Origin of the sequence: Paraburkholderia sp. Ac-20347, assembly GCF_017104805.1 — a bacterium.
GTDB lineage: Bacteria > Pseudomonadota > Gammaproteobacteria > Burkholderiales > Burkholderiaceae > Paraburkholderia > Paraburkholderia tropica.
Map to the genome: position 1 here is coordinate 1 of NZ_JAAGPN010000205.1, position 14,307 is coordinate 14,307.

The 14,307-nt window shown below is 64.5% G+C and carries 13 protein-coding genes; 4 read left to right on the forward strand and 9 right to left on the reverse strand.

Going from position 1 to position 14,307, the window contains the following annotated elements:
* The 4 genes from G3N97_RS28455 to G3N97_RS28470 form a co-directional block, all read right to left on the reverse strand.
* Positions 1-379: NAD(P)-binding protein (locus G3N97_RS28455; RefSeq protein WP_205996321.1), on the reverse strand; the 379-nt coding region annotated here is incomplete at its 3' end.
* A gap of 64 nt (positions 380-443) precedes the next feature.
* Positions 444-2,234, reverse strand: coding sequence for an acyl-CoA dehydrogenase (locus tag G3N97_RS28460; protein ID WP_205996322.1), 1,791 nt, complete (start codon positions 2,232-2,234; stop codon positions 444-446).
* Between the two features lie 223 nt (positions 2,235-2,457).
* Positions 2,458-3,462: an AraC family transcriptional regulator gene (locus G3N97_RS28465; protein WP_205996323.1), complete on the reverse strand. Its 1,005-nt coding sequence runs from the start codon at positions 3,460-3,462 to the stop codon at positions 2,458-2,460.
* A 333-nt stretch (positions 3,463-3,795) separates the two neighbouring features.
* Positions 3,796-4,062, reverse strand: coding sequence for a hypothetical protein (locus tag G3N97_RS28470; protein WP_205996324.1), 267 nt, complete (start codon positions 4,060-4,062; stop codon positions 3,796-3,798).
* A 25-nt stretch (positions 4,063-4,087) separates the two neighbouring features.
* On the opposite strand from G3N97_RS28470, the gene G3N97_RS28475 reads away from it, so the two are divergent.
* Complete coding sequence (locus G3N97_RS28475) at positions 4,088-4,360, forward strand: hypothetical protein (protein ID WP_205996325.1); 273 nt, start codon at positions 4,088-4,090, stop codon at positions 4,358-4,360.
* A gap of 38 nt (positions 4,361-4,398) precedes the next feature.
* On the opposite strand, the gene G3N97_RS28480 is transcribed toward G3N97_RS28475, so the two are convergent.
* The 3 genes from G3N97_RS28480 to otnI form a co-directional block, all read right to left on the reverse strand.
* Entirely contained in the window at positions 4,399-5,304 is a 906-nt protein-coding gene (locus tag G3N97_RS28480; protein ID WP_205996326.1) for an SMP-30/gluconolactonase/LRE family protein, read from the reverse strand.
* 43 nt (positions 5,305-5,347) lie between these two features.
* Positions 5,348-6,346, reverse strand: a complete 999-nt coding sequence (gene denD, locus G3N97_RS28485; RefSeq protein ID WP_205996327.1) for a D-erythronate dehydrogenase — start codon at positions 6,344-6,346, stop codon at positions 5,348-5,350.
* A 110-nt stretch (positions 6,347-6,456) separates the two neighbouring features.
* Positions 6,457-7,242, reverse strand: a complete 786-nt coding sequence (otnI, locus tag G3N97_RS28490; protein WP_205996328.1) for a 2-oxo-tetronate isomerase — start codon at positions 7,240-7,242, stop codon at positions 6,457-6,459.
* A 501-nt stretch (positions 7,243-7,743) separates the two neighbouring features.
* On the opposite strand from otnI, the gene G3N97_RS28495 reads away from it, so the two are divergent.
* Complete coding sequence (locus G3N97_RS28495; RefSeq protein WP_346778134.1) at positions 7,744-9,021, forward strand: serine hydrolase; 1,278 nt, start codon at positions 7,744-7,746, stop codon at positions 9,019-9,021.
* A 68-nt stretch (positions 9,022-9,089) separates the two neighbouring features.
* Here the strand turns inward: G3N97_RS28495 and G3N97_RS28500 are convergent, their stop codons facing one another.
* Complete coding sequence (locus tag G3N97_RS28500; RefSeq protein ID WP_205996333.1) at positions 9,090-10,172, reverse strand: beta-propeller fold lactonase family protein; 1,083 nt, start codon at positions 10,170-10,172, stop codon at positions 9,090-9,092.
* A 306-nt stretch (positions 10,173-10,478) separates the two neighbouring features.
* On the opposite strand from G3N97_RS28500, the gene G3N97_RS28505 reads away from it, so the two are divergent.
* Positions 10,479-11,861, forward strand: a complete 1,383-nt coding sequence (locus G3N97_RS28505) for an MFS transporter (protein ID WP_205996329.1) — start codon at positions 10,479-10,481, stop codon at positions 11,859-11,861.
* A 44-nt stretch (positions 11,862-11,905) separates the two neighbouring features.
* On the opposite strand, the gene G3N97_RS28510 is transcribed toward G3N97_RS28505, so the two are convergent.
* On the reverse strand, positions 11,906-12,328 hold the full coding sequence (locus G3N97_RS28510) for a VOC family protein (RefSeq protein ID WP_205996330.1): 423 nt from the start codon (positions 12,326-12,328) through the stop codon (positions 11,906-11,908).
* A gap of 882 nt (positions 12,329-13,210) precedes the next feature.
* Here G3N97_RS28510 and G3N97_RS28515 point away from each other — a divergent pair.
* The coding region (locus G3N97_RS28515) for an ROK family transcriptional regulator (protein WP_205996331.1) at positions 13,211-14,307 on the forward strand (1,097 nt) is incomplete at its 3' end.

Below are 14,307 nucleotides of genomic sequence, written 5' to 3' on the forward strand. Positions count from 1 at the left end.
CGAGGCTGATGACGTAATTGCCGTGATTCTTGAAGTTGTCCGGCAGCGCCCAGTTCGGCACAGCCTTAGCCCCGGTTTCGGAAAGAAAAAGGAACTTGTCCTCGGTCACGGGCACGTCCAGCGGCGCACCTTGCGCTTTCCAGTCGGGAAAGAGTTCGTCGATTGCGCGCGGATCCATGACCGCGCCCGAGAGGATGTGCGCCCCGATTTCCGAGCCTTTCTCCAGGACGCATACGCCGATTTCGACGCCTTTTTCCGCTGCGAGCTGCTTCAGGCGGATGGCCGCGGACAGCCCGGCCGGGCCGCCGCCGACGACCACGACGTCGTATTCCATCGACTCGCGTGGGCCGTATTGGGCGACCAGTTCATTCGCATTCATGCTGTGTCTCGTGTGTTTTCTTTTTTCATCATGCCCGCATTACATCCGCTTGCGACGACCGGTTTCAGAACTGGTCCTCGGCGAGCGCGAGCACGCCTTCGCCGCCTTGCGCGCCCAGAATCGCCGTGGCGAGACCGCCCGCCTGCGAGAGCACGTGTTCGGCATAGAAGTGCGCCATCGCGATCTTCGCGCCGTAAAACGCGGGGTCTTCGTCATGCTTGCGTTGCGCCGCGAGCAGCCCGCGCGCGAGCTGCCAGCCGCACAACACGATGCCCGCGAGTTTCAGATACGGCACGCTGCCGACGAACACGGCGTTCGGATCGCGCTTCACATTCTGTACCACGAAATCCACCACATGTGCCAGCGCGTTCGCACCCTGCTGAAGTTGCGCGCGCATCGAAACCGCCGCCGCGCCGCTTGCACCGCCGAGCGCCTCCACCGTCTGCGCCACTTCGTCGAGCAGCGCCTTCGCCACCGCACCGCCGTCGCGCGCCGTCTTGCGACCGATCAGGTCGTTCGCCTGAATCGCCGTCGTGCCTTCGTAAATCGCGAGAATACGCGCGTCGCGATAATGCTGCGCCGCGCCCGTCTCTTCGATGAAGCCCATGCCGCCATGCACCTGCACGCCGAGGCTCGTGACATCGTTGGCCATTTCCGTGCTCCAGCCCTTCACGATCGGCACGAGGAATTCGTAGATGGCCTGATGACGCGCACGCACCGCTTCGTCGGCGTGACGATGGGCGATGTCGCAATGCGCCGCGGCCACGTAGGCGAGCGAGCGTGCGCCTTCCGTGAGCGAGCGCATTGTGGCCAGCATGCGGCGCACGTCCGGGTGATGAATGATGGTGACCGACTCTTTCGCCGATCCGTCGACGGGACGGCTCTGCACGCGGTCCTTCGCATACGCGAGCGCCTGCTGATACGCGCGCTCGGCAATCGCGATGCCCTGCGTGCCCACGCCGAAGCGCGCCGCGTTCATCATCACGAACATGTATTCGAGGCCGCGATTTTCCTCGCCGACCAGATAACCGATCGCGCCGCCGTTGTCGCCGTATTGCAGCACCGCCGTGGGGCTCGCCTTGATGCCCAGCTTGTGCTCGATCGACACGCAATGCACGTCGTTGCGCGCGCCGAGCGAACCGTCTTCGTTGACGAGGAACTTCGGCACGATGAACAGCGAAATGCCCTTCACGCCCTCGGGCGCATTCGGCACGCGCGCCAGCACGAGATGCATGAGGTTCTCGGCCATGTCGTGCTCGCCCCACGTGATAAAGATCTTCGTGCCGAAGACCTTGTACGAGCCGTCCGACTGCGGCTCGGCGCGCGAGCGCACCAGCGCGAGGTCGGAGCCTGCCTGCGGCTCGGTGAGGTTCATCGTGCCGGTCCACTCGCCCGAGATGAGCTTCGGCACGTAGCGCTGCTTCTGGTCCTCGCTGCCTGCGGTGAGCAGCGCTTCGATCGCGCCGTCGGTCAGCAACGGGCACAGCGCGAACGACAGGTTCGCCGCGTTGAGCATTTCATTGCACGGCGTGCCGATCAGTTTGGGCAAACCCTGACCGCCGTATTCGGACGGATGTTGCAAACCTTGCCAACCGCCCTCGGCAAATTGACGGAACGCATCCTTGAAACCGGGCGTGGCGGTCACATCGCCGTCGTGCCAGCTGCTGGGGTTGCGGTCGCCTTCGACATTCAGCGGCGCGAGCACTTCCGCGCACAGCTTCGCGGCCTCTTCGAGCACCGCCTGCGCAGTGTCGAAACCGGCCTCTTCGTAGCCCGGCAGTTCGGCGATAGTGTCGATGCCGGCGAGCTCTTTCAGCACGAACAGCATGTCCTTGACGGGGGCGTTAAAGCTCATGGCAAACCTTTCGATCACACGTTGAATGAGAAAGACCGCGACGGCTGGGCGCAACGCCCGGCGCGGCCGGTCATGTTCATCAAATCGTAGCGTCAAAGGCGCGAGCCGGGACTGTCCGATCCGGCCCATCTAGTGACAAATCTGGCCACCGCGTGACGCAGCGCACCATGCGCCGCAAGGCACCCAGGGTCAACCCGGATCCGTATTCGTGTGAAATCGGGGCTCAGGCGCGCCCGCGGTAGGTGCCCGGCGTGCTGCCGGTCCAGTGGCGAAACGCGCGATGGAACGCGCTCGGGTCGTCGAAACCAATATCGGCGCCGATGGCCGCGATGGTGTCCTGCGTGTCGGTCAGACGCTGGATCGCGATATCGCGACGCAGTTCGTCCTTGAGCGCCTGAAACGCGGTGTCTTCGGCGGCAAGGCGGCGACACAAGGTGCGCACCGAGCAATGCAGATGCTCGGACGCCGCCTCGATCGTCGGCATTTCCGGCAGCGTGCTGGCGAGATACTGGCGCACCTGATGGCTGACCAGTTGCTCGCTGAACGATTCGAAGATCCAGTCGCCCGGCGAGCGCGCGAGAAATTGACGCAGATTGCGCTTGCTCTGGCGAATCGGCATGTCGAGATACGCCGCGCTGAAACGCAGCAGCGGCGCTTCGCAACCGAAGCGCACCGGCCCGGAAAAGAAGTAGCGATGATCGGCGGCGTGCGGCTGGCGCGCACACGCGAGCTCCACTTGCAGCAGCGGAATTTTCTGGCCGATGAGCCAGGACGACACGCCATGCGCGAGCTTGAGCATCAGCTCCTGGCCGAGCGGGCCAATCGGCCCGAACGCCGGATGCGGACGCAGTTCGACCTGCGCGACGAGTTCGCTGCGGCGCGACTCGACGCGGAAATCGTCGAGCACGATATGGAAAAACTGGCCGAAGCGATGCAGCGCCGTTTCCAGATTGCGCGCGTCGAGCAGGCTCAGGCAGAGGAACTTGAGCGTGCCGCTGCGAAACGGGCGGCTGAAGATGCCGGGCATTTCATCGTCGAGTTCGATCGCGAGCGTGCGATAGAGCGTCGAAAACTGCTCCTCGGTCACGCGCGCGCCGGGTTCGTCGAGCAATTCGTCCGGAATGCCCGCCTGCTGCAAATAACGCTCGACCACTTCCGGCCGCGCGCGAGCCGCGGCGAGAAAACCCAGGACGAGTGAGATCGGGACGGTGGAGCCGGGTAATTGCATGCCTGGTCGATCCGGTGGCGGCGCCGGAGCGGAATCCTTTCGGAGCGTTCGAACGGTGGATGCGCACACGGCGGTGCGCGGCATCGATTTTACCTGCTGGCGATGCGTTTGCGCCCTGTTTGCCGCAGGTTTGCGGCGATCCTGCGTGCGTCGGGCGACGCCGAACGGGCGGGCAGCGTCAGGCCGTGTAAGGCGAGCCAGGGCGACTCCCCCTAAAGAATCGAGCGTGCCCTGCCGTTATCCCAGACAGGGGCTTCATCTGCGCGTTTTGCGGACGATGCCCGGACCGCTTCGCCGCATCGCTCAACGTCGAGGACACGCCTCCATGCAGATTCAGCCCACCAGTTCCGCCACCGCGGCCGTCGCCACGACCGCCAGCGGCACCAGCGCGAACACGTCGACCACGTCGAACGGCAATAACAGCGCCACTTCGTCGAGTTCTTCGAGCGATGCGTCGTCGAGCAGCACGTCGAGCACGACGTCGACGACTTCGACTTCGAAAAGCGGCGGCGGAGGTGGAGGCGGCGGTGGCGGCGGTTCGTCCTCGTCGAGTTCGAGCAGCACCACGACGGCCATCGACCAGCTCAAGGCGCTGATCAAGGCGCTCGAATCGCAGCTTGCCTCGTTGCCGAAGAACGGCGGTTCGGCGCAAGCGGCGAGCAGCGCGAGCGATGCGAATAACAACGCGAACAACAACGCAAACGGCGACACGTCCAGCAAAACGACCAGCGCATCGCAATCCACAAGCACCGGCGGCTCCGCCAAATCGAGCCAGGATGCGACGCTCAGCGCGGCCAACCAGCTCGAAGCCGCGATCCAGACGGCGCAAGCCGAACTGATTCAGTTGATGCTCGCGAGCGGCCAGAGCACGGGCGGCCTGATCTCGACGACTGCCTGATCGCAGGCACGCACGATCTTCAGGCGTGCGCGCACGTTTCAGCGCGCCGCGCCGCGCACGCCCATGAACAGCGCGTACACCGACGACGTCGCCGTAACAAAAAGCCGGTTGCGATTGAGCCCGCCGAACGTGAGGTTCGACACCACTTCCGGCAGCAGAATCTTGCCGAGCAATTCGCCTTGCGGCGAATAGCAATGCACGCCGTCTTCGGCGCTGGTCCAGACGTTGCCCTGCTCGTCGACGCGAAAGCCATCCGGCACGCCATTCTGAATCGAAACGAACACGCGCGAATTCGACAACGCGCCGTCGCGCACATCGAACACGCGGATATGGCGCGGACCGCCCTCCACATGCGAGGCGCCCGAGTCGGCGATATAGAGCAGCGATTCGTCCGGTGAAAACGCGAGTCCGTTGGGCTTGACGAAATCGTCGGTCACACGCCGCGCCTCGCTCGCGCCGGGTTCGAGCGCATAGACCTGACAGCCGCCGATTTCACCTTCGGCGCGAAAGCCTTCGTAGTCGCTCATGATCCCGTAGTCGGGATCGCTGAACCAGATCGTGCCGCGCGAATCGACGATCACGTCATTCGGCGAATTGAAACGGCGGCCCTGATAATGCGACGCGAGCACCACCACGCTGCCATCGTGTTCGGTGCGCGAAATGCAGCGTCGTCCGTGCTCGCAGGTCACGAGACGGCCCTCGTTGTCGCGCGTATTGCCGTTGCTGAAATTCGCGTTGGCGCGAAACACGCCGACACCCGCACCGGGCGCCCAGCGCATCATGCGATTGTTCGGAATGTCGCTCCAGAGCAGCTGATCGGCGGCCGGAAAATACACCGGCCCCTCGTTCCAGAGACAATCGCCCGCGATCTTCTGCAGCGGTGCGTTCGCCTGAATCAGCCAGCGAAAGCGCGCATCGTGGATTTCATACTCGTTTTTATTCATTCGTCATCCTGACTGATCGCGCGCTTTCGATTGCGATGCGCGTCTAGTGATGCCCGTGATCGCGTTTGGGCAGTATGTGCAACTCGTCTTCCAGATAGGTCTGCACGATCGCGCGGAAGGTGGTCTCGCCGCTGAAGCCGAGCTTCTTGGCGTGGCGCACGTTCCAGCTCGACGGCCAGCTGCTGACGATGCGCTCGATCGTCTCGTCCGGCGTCCATTCGATGCGCGCCACGGCCTTCGGCCCGGCAAACTGGCTTAGCGTTTCGACCATTTCGTCGACGGTCACGCACACGCCCGGCAGATTCACCACGCGCGTATGACCGAGCGCCGCCGCGTCGATTTCCGCGCCCACCACGATGTTTTCGATCGCGATACGCGGCGAGAGCAGCCACACGCGCGTCGCGCCGCTCACCGGCACCACGCTGATCTCGCGATTGAGCGGCTCGCGAATGATGCCGCTCGCAAACGACGACGCCGCGCCATTCGGCTTGCCCGGCCGCACGCTGACCGTCGGCAGACGCAGCACGCGCCCGTCGACGAAACCGCGCCGCGAATAATCGCTCAGCAGCAGCTCGGCCATCGCTTTCTGCGTGCCGTACGACGACTGCGGATTGAGCGCGGTATCGTCCTGCACCTCTTCGGGAATATCGCCGCCATAGACCGCCACCGAACTCGTGAACACGAGGCGCGGCGCATGGCCGCGCGCGCGGCACACTTCGAGCAGTTCGCGCGTGGCGTCGAAATTGATGCGCATGCCCAGCTCGAACGCCGCCTCGGCCTCCGCGCTCAGAATCGCGGCGAGGTGGAAGATCACGGCCGTCTCGCCGTCGATCACGCGCTCCAGCACGGCGCGCTCCGCAATATCGCCTTCCTCGATGCGCACGCGCGGATCGTCGGGGCCTTCTGCGCGCGTCACGTCGAGCAGCACGATTTCGTCGATGCGCTGCTGCACGCCGCCAATCTTCAACGACTCGCGCGCAAGCAGTTCGCCCGCGAGTCGTTGGCCGAGAAATCCTGCACCGCCGGTAATCAGCACTTTCATAGTCGAACGCTCCGTTCAAGCCTGATGGAATGCACCGCGTACCGCGCACGCACGAACGACTGCCTCAGGCGCGCGCCTTCATCGCACTTTCACCGTGTTTCATCGCGGTTTCATCGCGGTTTCACATAAGGCCGGATCCAGCCGAGCCCGTCCGACGCTTTCGCGCGCGGCCAGTACTCGCAGCCGATCCAGCCCGTATAGCCCAGTTCGTCGATGAGCGAAAAGAGCCACGGATAATTGAGTTCCCCGCTATCGGGCTCGTGCCGTTCGGGCACGCCCGCCACCTGAATATGCCCGATCCGCGCGATATCGCGCTTGAGCTTGACCGCGAGGTCGCCCTCCATGATCTGGCAGTGATAGCAATCGAACTGCACCTGCAGATTGGCCGCGCCGATTTCGGCGCAGATCGCGTGCGCGTCGTCCTGACGATTGAGCAGATAGCCCGGCATGTCGCGCGTGTTGATCGGCTCGATCAGAATCGTGACGTCCTCGCCGCGTGCGGCCTGCGCCGCGTAGTCGAGATGCTTCAGATACAGCTCGCGCTGCTGCGCGTGCGTGTCCTCGGAAGCGACGATGCCCGCCATCACGTGCAGCTTGCGATTGCCGAGCACGCGCGCGTAATCGAGCGCCTTGTCGATGCCGCGGCGGAATTCGTCCTCGCGGCCAGGCAGCGCGGCGAGACCGCGTTCGCCTGCGGCCCAGTCGCCGGGCGGCGCGTTGAAAAGCGCCTGCGCGAGGCCGTTTTCTTCGAGCCGCGCCTTCACTTCGGCGGCGGGATGGTCGTACGGAAACAGGTATTCCACGGCGTCGAACCCATCGCGCGCGGCAGCGGCGAAGCGGTCGAGAAACGCGTGCTCGTTGTACATCATCGTGAGATTCGCGGCGAAGCGAGGCATCTAGACACTCCGGTAACGGATGCGGGCGCAATCCAGCATGCTAGCGAGATTGGCGACGCCAGTGAAGTCCTCGACGCAATGGCTGGGCGAATGCACGGGCAAGGAGGCGGGGGCGGGAGTGTGGGCGTTCATGAGGCTGCGTGGCCCGTCACGCTCGACGCGGCAGCGACGACTGCGCAGCCGGAGCGCATGAGCGGGAGCATCGGCATGTCCTGGCCCATCATACAAATCGGTGCGCGAACGCAGCCATTCGCGATAACCCTGAGGCCGGTAACATGCGCGCGAACGGCCTCATCGATGACGCATTTTCCGGCGCATCATGCGCCCAATTGCAGCGATTTCACCGGAAAAACAGCAAGAATGCGCGCGGCGGCGCGTTCTACCTGTACCATTGAGTCTCGCGCGCGGCAAAACACCTCGCATCGCGCCGTGTGTCTTCAGCCGTTTTTCGTCGCACCTCTTCGCCCTCTTTCGAACTATCCGCCTCAACGTCTTCTGCCGGTGATTTCCCTTTCTCGACTTCCGCTCCTCGTTTCCGCCCTCCTGCTCGCCGGTCTGACGGCCACGGCGAGTTTCGCCGCAACGACGCCTCGGCATCGCGCCGATCCGCATGTCCACGCGGTCGCCAAGAAGAAGAAAATCACCCGCAAGCCGCGTTCGGCGCAGCGCACCGTGCCCGCGCTCGCCGCGGCGAAAACGCCTGATGCAAAGCGCCGCGGCAAGCGCGCGAAAACGAAGCCGTTGCCGCACGGGCATGCCGCTCACGGTTCGATCGTGCACGGCAAGTCACACGGCAAGCCGCATGCGAAGGCGCACGTTAAAGCGCATCCGAAAGCTCACGTGAAAGCCCACACGAAAGCGCCGGCCAAACCTCGTCACGCGAAACCGCCGGTCACGACCGCGCAAGCCGGATCACCGAATTTCGCGCCGACAATCATCCCGTACGTCGCCCCGCAAACGAGCGTGTCGACCACCGCATCGGCCACCCAGGGCCCGCATCTGCTCGTGCGCTGCGGCTACACGCCGGCTTCACGCAAGCGGCTTTTCTCGCGCTCGGTGTTCATCGTCGACGAACAGACGCACACGCCGCTGTTCGCGCGTAACGCCGACGCCGTCGTGCCCATCGCTTCGGTGTCGAAGCTGATGACGGCCGTGGTCTGGCTCGACCAGAACCACGCGCCGCTCGCGCGCCGCATCGACGTGACCGACGCCGATCTCGACACGCTCAAGTTCACGCACTCGCGCCTCACCGTCGGGTCGAGCCTCACGCGCGCAAACATGCTGCATATCGCGCTGATGTCGTCGGAAAACCGCGCGGCTTCGGCGCTGTCACGCGACTATCCGGGCGGCCAGCCCGCCTTCGTCGACGCGATGAACGCGAAAGCGGTGAGCCTCGGCATGCCGCACACGCACTTCGTCAACGCGACGGGACTCTCGCCGCAAAACGTCTCGACGGCGCGCGAACTCGCGCGGCTCGTGCGCGCGGCCAACGGCTATCCGCTGATCCGCCGCTATTCGACCGATCATCAGGAACGCGTGCCCACGGGACGCGGCCAGCTTCAATATGTGAACAGCAACCGCCTCGTGCGCTACAACCGCGTGCAGGCGAGCTTGCAGAAAACCGGCTTTATCAACGAGTCGGGCCACAACATGGTCATGCGCATGATGGTGCACGGCCGCCGCCCGGTGATCGTCACGATGCTCGGCAGCGCGAGCGCCGAAGGCTCGCGTCTCGACGGCGAGCGCATCCATCACTGGCTCAACTGTTCGCTGCGTTAAACGCGAAAGCCGAACCCGGGCGTCCGCGTGCGTGACCACTCACGCGGACGCGCCGTGCCGAACCGGCGTTACTCGTTCGACCCCGTGTAACGCACCACTTCCACCCAGTTCGCGCCCTTGCCCACGGGCACCTGCCCCGTTTCTTCGAGCGCGCCCGTTTTCGCATCGATGCGATACACGCTCATCTGCGTCGACAACTGGCCGACCGCGAACAGCCAGCGCCCCGACGGATCGATATTGAAGCCGCGCGGCTGCTTCTGCGTGGCATAGGTGCCGATGCGCGCGAGCTTGCCCGTCGCGCGATCGACGCGATACGCGCCCAGCGTGCTCGACGTGCGCTCCGACGTGTAGAGAAATTGCCCGTCGGGCGTCAGGTGCAGATCCGCGCCCCACGGCTTGTCGCCATGAAAATCGGCGGGCAGGATCGAAACGTTTTGGATCGGCTTGACCGTATCGTGCGCGCGGTCGAACGCGAGCACGTGCAGCTTGCCATCGAGTTCGTCGATCAGATAGACGAAACGGCTGTCCGACGAAAACACGAAATGGCGCGGCCCCGACTTCTCGGGCAGCGCATACGCGGGCGCGGCGTCCTCGGTCAATTGACCGGTCGTGGCGTCGAAACGCAGGCGCAGCCACGCGTCGGAACCGAGCACGGACGCAAACGCGTAACGGTTGTCCGCCGACGTGCGGATCGCGTGCGCCATCGGCCCGGTCTTGATCGTCTGCTGCACGTCGCCCGCCACGCCGTTCTCGCCGATGCGGTTCACCGCAAGCTGGTTGCCGCCATACGAGGCCGACAGCAGATAGCGGCCGGTCGCGTCGGTCGAGAGATACGCCATGCTTTCGGCGAGCGGCGCGCGGCCGAGTTCGGCGAGCCGCCCGTCGAGCGGATTGACCGCGAAACTCACCACGCGATACGGCTGCGAGCGCAGGCCGGCGTACAGGCGGCGATGGTCGGGCGAGAACGTCATCGGCATGACCGTCCCGCCGACCGGCACCGTCTCGACGGCGGCGAGCGTGCCCGCGCTTTCGTCCACGCGGAACACCGAAATGTCCTGGCTATCCGCATTCGACACATAAACAAAGGTCGCCGCGTGCGCCGCCACCGCGCCCGCGACGCCCAGCACCGCGCCCATCACTGCCTGCGCCATTTTCTTCCTGTTCAAATTCGCCTCCCCGGGCTGTTGTAGTCGGGGGCGCCACTGTTAACATCATCACCGCGGCGCCCGTCATGTTGTCGAACAACTTGGCGAACAATTCCACAAGCGCGCTGCGCGCTCAATACCACGTTTACCCTGAATTCAGCCGAAACATGCGCCGAGACGATTGCTCCGCCGCCGTAAGACATTGTAGGATGCCTTCTGACAAGTCGGCTCGATGTCTGACAACTCGCGCCGCTCGGAGACATTCCGCGGAAACGCTCGCCCGTTCCCCCGCGCACGAACCAAGGTGAACCCATGCCGTTGAGCCGTACCGCCAACCCGGCCGCCAGCGCAGCCGATGCCGCGAGCCGCACGAAAGTCCGCTACGTCATCCTTGCGCTGATCTTCGTCATCACCACCCTCAACTACGCGGATCGGGCGACGCTCTCGGTCACCGGTTCGGCGATGCGCTCGGAGTTCGGCTTCGACGCCATCCGCATGGGCTACATCTTCTCGGCGTTCAGCTGGGCCTACGTGCTCTCGCAACTGCCCGCGGGCTGGATTCTCGACCGCTTCGGCGCGCGCCGCGTCTACGCCACCAGCATCTTCCTGTGGTCGCTGTTCACGCTGCTGCAAAGCGCGATCGGCGTGCTCGGCAGCACGGCGGCGGCCGTCGCGGCGCTGTTCGCACTGCGCTTCGTGATGGGCGCGGCGGAAGCGCCCGCGTTCCCGGCCAACGCGAAAGTGGTCGCAAGCTGGTTCCCCACCCAGGAACGCGGCACGGCGTCGGCGATCTTCAATTCGGCGCAGTATTTCGCGGCCGTCGTCTTCACGCCGCTGATGGCGTGGGTCACGCACGCCTATGGCTGGCACCACGTCTATCTGATGATGGGCGTGGCCGGTCTGCTGCTGGCTTTCGTCTGGCTCAAGGTCATGAAGAACCCGGCGAACCATCCGGGCGTGAATCCGCAGGAACTGGAATACATCGAGCAAGGCGGCGGCCTCGTGAACGGCCATCTGCGCAAGTCGCGCGACGCGGGTCATGCCGGTCAGGCGGGGCAGACCCCGGCGGCCGGCAACGGCTGGCGCATCATGCGTCAACTGCTGTCGAACCGCATGCTGCTGGGCGTGTATCTCGCGCAGTACTGCATCAACGTCATCACCTACTTCTTCCTGACGTGGTTCCCGATCTACCTCGTGCAGGCGCGCGGCATGACGATCCTGCAGGCGGGCCTCGTGGCGTCGCTGCCGGCGGTCTGCGGCTTTCTCGGCGGGGTGCTGGGCGGCGTGATTTCCGACTCGCTGATTCGCGCGGGCTGTTCGCTCACGCTGGCGCGCAAGGCGCCGATCGTGGGCGGCATGGCGCTGTCGGCGTGCATCGTCGGCTGCAATTACGTGCAGAGCGACTGGCTCGTGGTGGTGCTGATGTCGCTCGCGTTTTTCGGCAAGGGCATCGGCGCGCTGGGCTGGGCCGTGGTCGCCGATACCGCGCCGAAGGAAGCCATCGGCCTCTCGGGCTCGATCTTCAACATGTTCGGCAACGTGGCCGGCATCGTCACGCCGATCGTGATCGGCTACCTCGTGGCGAAAACCGGCTCGTTCGACGGCGCGCTGGCCTTCGTCGGCGTGAACGCCGTTATCACCGTCATCAGCTATCTCGTGATCGTGAAGGAAATCAAGCGGGTCGAGCTGGTCTGAACCCGCCTGAGGCGCGCTTTATCCGCCGCCGGTCGCCCGACAGGTCACGCGCCGTGCGCGCCCTTTTCCACCATCTCGGGCGACATCCACATCAGCTCCCAGATATGGCCGTCGAGGTCTTCGAAACTGCGGCCGTACATCGCGTCGCCGTAGTCCGTGGGCGGACGCTTCGACGTGCCGCCCGCCGCGAGCGCTTTCTCCGTCAGCGCATTGACTTCGTCGCGCGACTCGCATGAGAGACAGACCAGCACTTCGGTCTGCTCGCGTGCGTCGACGAGCGGTTTGTCGGTGAAGCCGCGCATGAAGTCGGGCGTCAGCAGCATGGCGAAGATGTTTTCGCCGATCACCATGCAGGCGGCCTGCTCGTTGGTGAATTTCGGCTCGAACGTAAAGCCGACCTGACCGAAAAAGTCCATCGAGCGCTTCAAGTCGCGCACGCCCAGATTGACGAAGATGTGCTTGTGCATAGGCGTTTCCCTGGCGGATTCATTTCGACGACGACACGTTCGCCTGTTGCGCAGCAATGAAAACACGCGCCACGCGGCAGCGAATTGAGAATCTAACGCGTAATCAGAGACGACTCAACCGGCCGACGGCCATGAGCGGTTCCCTGATTGCAGTTCCCGAAAAATAAAACGGCTCGAAATGAGCCGTTTTGACTGCTGGATTCACGCAGGTTTTTCGATTTCTACTTTCTGCCAAAAATCGGAATTTTGATCGAGCACGAGCCCTTTCCCGTGCAGATGTTTTTCGACGAACCAGAGCCGCCAGAGCCGCCAGCCACGCCAGCTTTGGCCAGATCGTTTCGCGTAATCGGTTGCATTGTGGATTTCCTTCAGTATGTTGGAAGTTGCGCCTTGCTCTGTGGCGAACAGGGCGAATGCAATCTAGCATGCAAGGCGGCCTGGATAATTCCGAATCCCGCACCCTCTCCATTCATTCGTCATCCATAAGAATCGGCATTTTGATCGCCGACAAACTACCCCGACCGCGCGCTTTTTTTAACGCACTCCTGCGCGCTACGAGATCGTCCCGGACGATTGCGATGCGCGTTCGGCACACGCAAACGGCTACCGACGGATAATCGTTTCCAGCAACGAGCCGACGACGGTACATGCTTGTTGCCTCGAGTTGGCCGCAACCGGGCACACGCCCACACTTCTTTCATTCACCCAACAACCGTTGGGCAATGCTATGTGCGGCCACATTCATGCCCACCCCGCGCCGGGATTTCCCCAGGCTGACACGGGGCAAAATCCGGCATTAAATAAATCAACTTGATTTATTTAGTTGCCGACGAGCGCCGCACATCGTCCGGTCGACCCGTATCGACACCACGGAGGAGACGCGTGAGAAGTCCGCATGTCGGTCAAGGCAGCAATTCGGCCAATGTCCGCCGCTTCAACGAGCGTCTGCTGCTGCAGGCGCTGCGGCGCGCCGGCGAGGCGTCGAAGGCCGATCTCGCGCGCCTCGCGAATCTCACCAGCACGGCGGTGGGCAGCATCATCACGTCGCTGATCGACAACGGCCTGATCGAAATGAGCGGCCGTCGCCTCGACGGCGGACGCGGCCAGCCCGCCTCGCTGCTGCGCCTCTCGCCGCGCGGCGCGTTCGCGATCGGCGTGCGTCTGGACCGGACCAACATCGAAACCGTGCTCGTCGATTTCGCGGGCCAGATGATCGGCCGCCGCTCGCACGACATGCTGCTGCCGCAACCCGCGCTCGCGCAGGAAATCGTGCAGCGCGACATCGGTGAACTGTCAGGACTGCTCGACAAGGACGAGCGCCGCCGGCTCGCGGGCATCGGCGTGGCGCAGCCGTATAACCTCGGCAGCTGGCTGCGCGAACTGGGCCTGCCCGCCGATACGTTCAGCGTCTGGAGCGACGTCGATTTCGCCGCCGAACTGGGCCGCGCGACCGGCCTGCCCGTGTTCAGCGAAAACGACGGCAACGCCGCCGCCATCGCCGAAATCTTCTACGGCTGCGGGCGTCAGCGCGACGATTTCCTCTATCTGTTTCTCGGCCCGGCGATCGGCGGCGGCGTCGCCATCGACGGCGATTGCGTGCGCGGCCTGACCGGCAACGCGGGCGATTTCGCGGTGATGCCAGTGCCGCCCGGCAACCTGCCGTCCGCGCACAAGCCAGACGGCAAATGGGACATTCTGCTCTCTCGCGCGTCGCTGATCGCGCTGCGCCGCCATCTGCAGTATTGCGGCGAGACCGTCGACAGCCGCGCCGATCTCGAAGCCTGCATCGCGCGCCAGCATCCGGCCGTCGAGGAATGGCTCGACGACTGCATCGACGCGCTCGCGCCCGCGCTGCGCGCCGCGCTCTGCGTGCTCGACGTGCCCGCCGTGGTGCTCGACGCCGACGTGGACGCGGGCCTCATCGACACGCTCATGCAGCGCCTGCGCGTGGCGGTGGCCGCCACCGCGCCCGAGGCGCG

Excerpts from the sequence above, each read along its gene's own strand:
- G3N97_RS28505 (WP_205996329.1), top strand. The coding sequence starts at position 10,479 with ATGCCGTTGAGCCGTACCGCCAACCCGGCCGCCAGCGCAGCCGATGCC.
- G3N97_RS28460 (WP_205996322.1), bottom strand. The coding sequence starts at position 2,234 with ATGAGCTTTAACGCCCCCGTCAAGGACATGCTGTTCGTGCTGAAAGAG.
- G3N97_RS28510 (WP_205996330.1), bottom strand. The coding sequence starts at position 12,328 with ATGCACAAGCACATCTTCGTCAATCTGGGCGTGCGCGACTTGAAGCGC.
- G3N97_RS28480 (WP_205996326.1), bottom strand. The coding sequence starts at position 5,304 with ATGAATAAAAACGAGTATGAAATCCACGATGCGCGCTTTCGCTGGCTG.
- G3N97_RS28465 (WP_205996323.1), bottom strand. The coding sequence starts at position 3,462 with ATGCAATTACCCGGCTCCACCGTCCCGATCTCACTCGTCCTGGGTTTT.
- otnI (WP_205996328.1), bottom strand. The coding sequence starts at position 7,242 with ATGCCTCGCTTCGCCGCGAATCTCACGATGATGTACAACGAGCACGCG.
- denD (WP_205996327.1), bottom strand. The coding sequence starts at position 6,346 with ATGAAAGTGCTGATTACCGGCGGTGCAGGATTTCTCGGCCAACGACTC.
- G3N97_RS28500 (WP_205996333.1), bottom strand. The coding sequence starts at position 10,172 with ATGGCGCAGGCAGTGATGGGCGCGGTGCTGGGCGTCGCGGGCGCGGTG.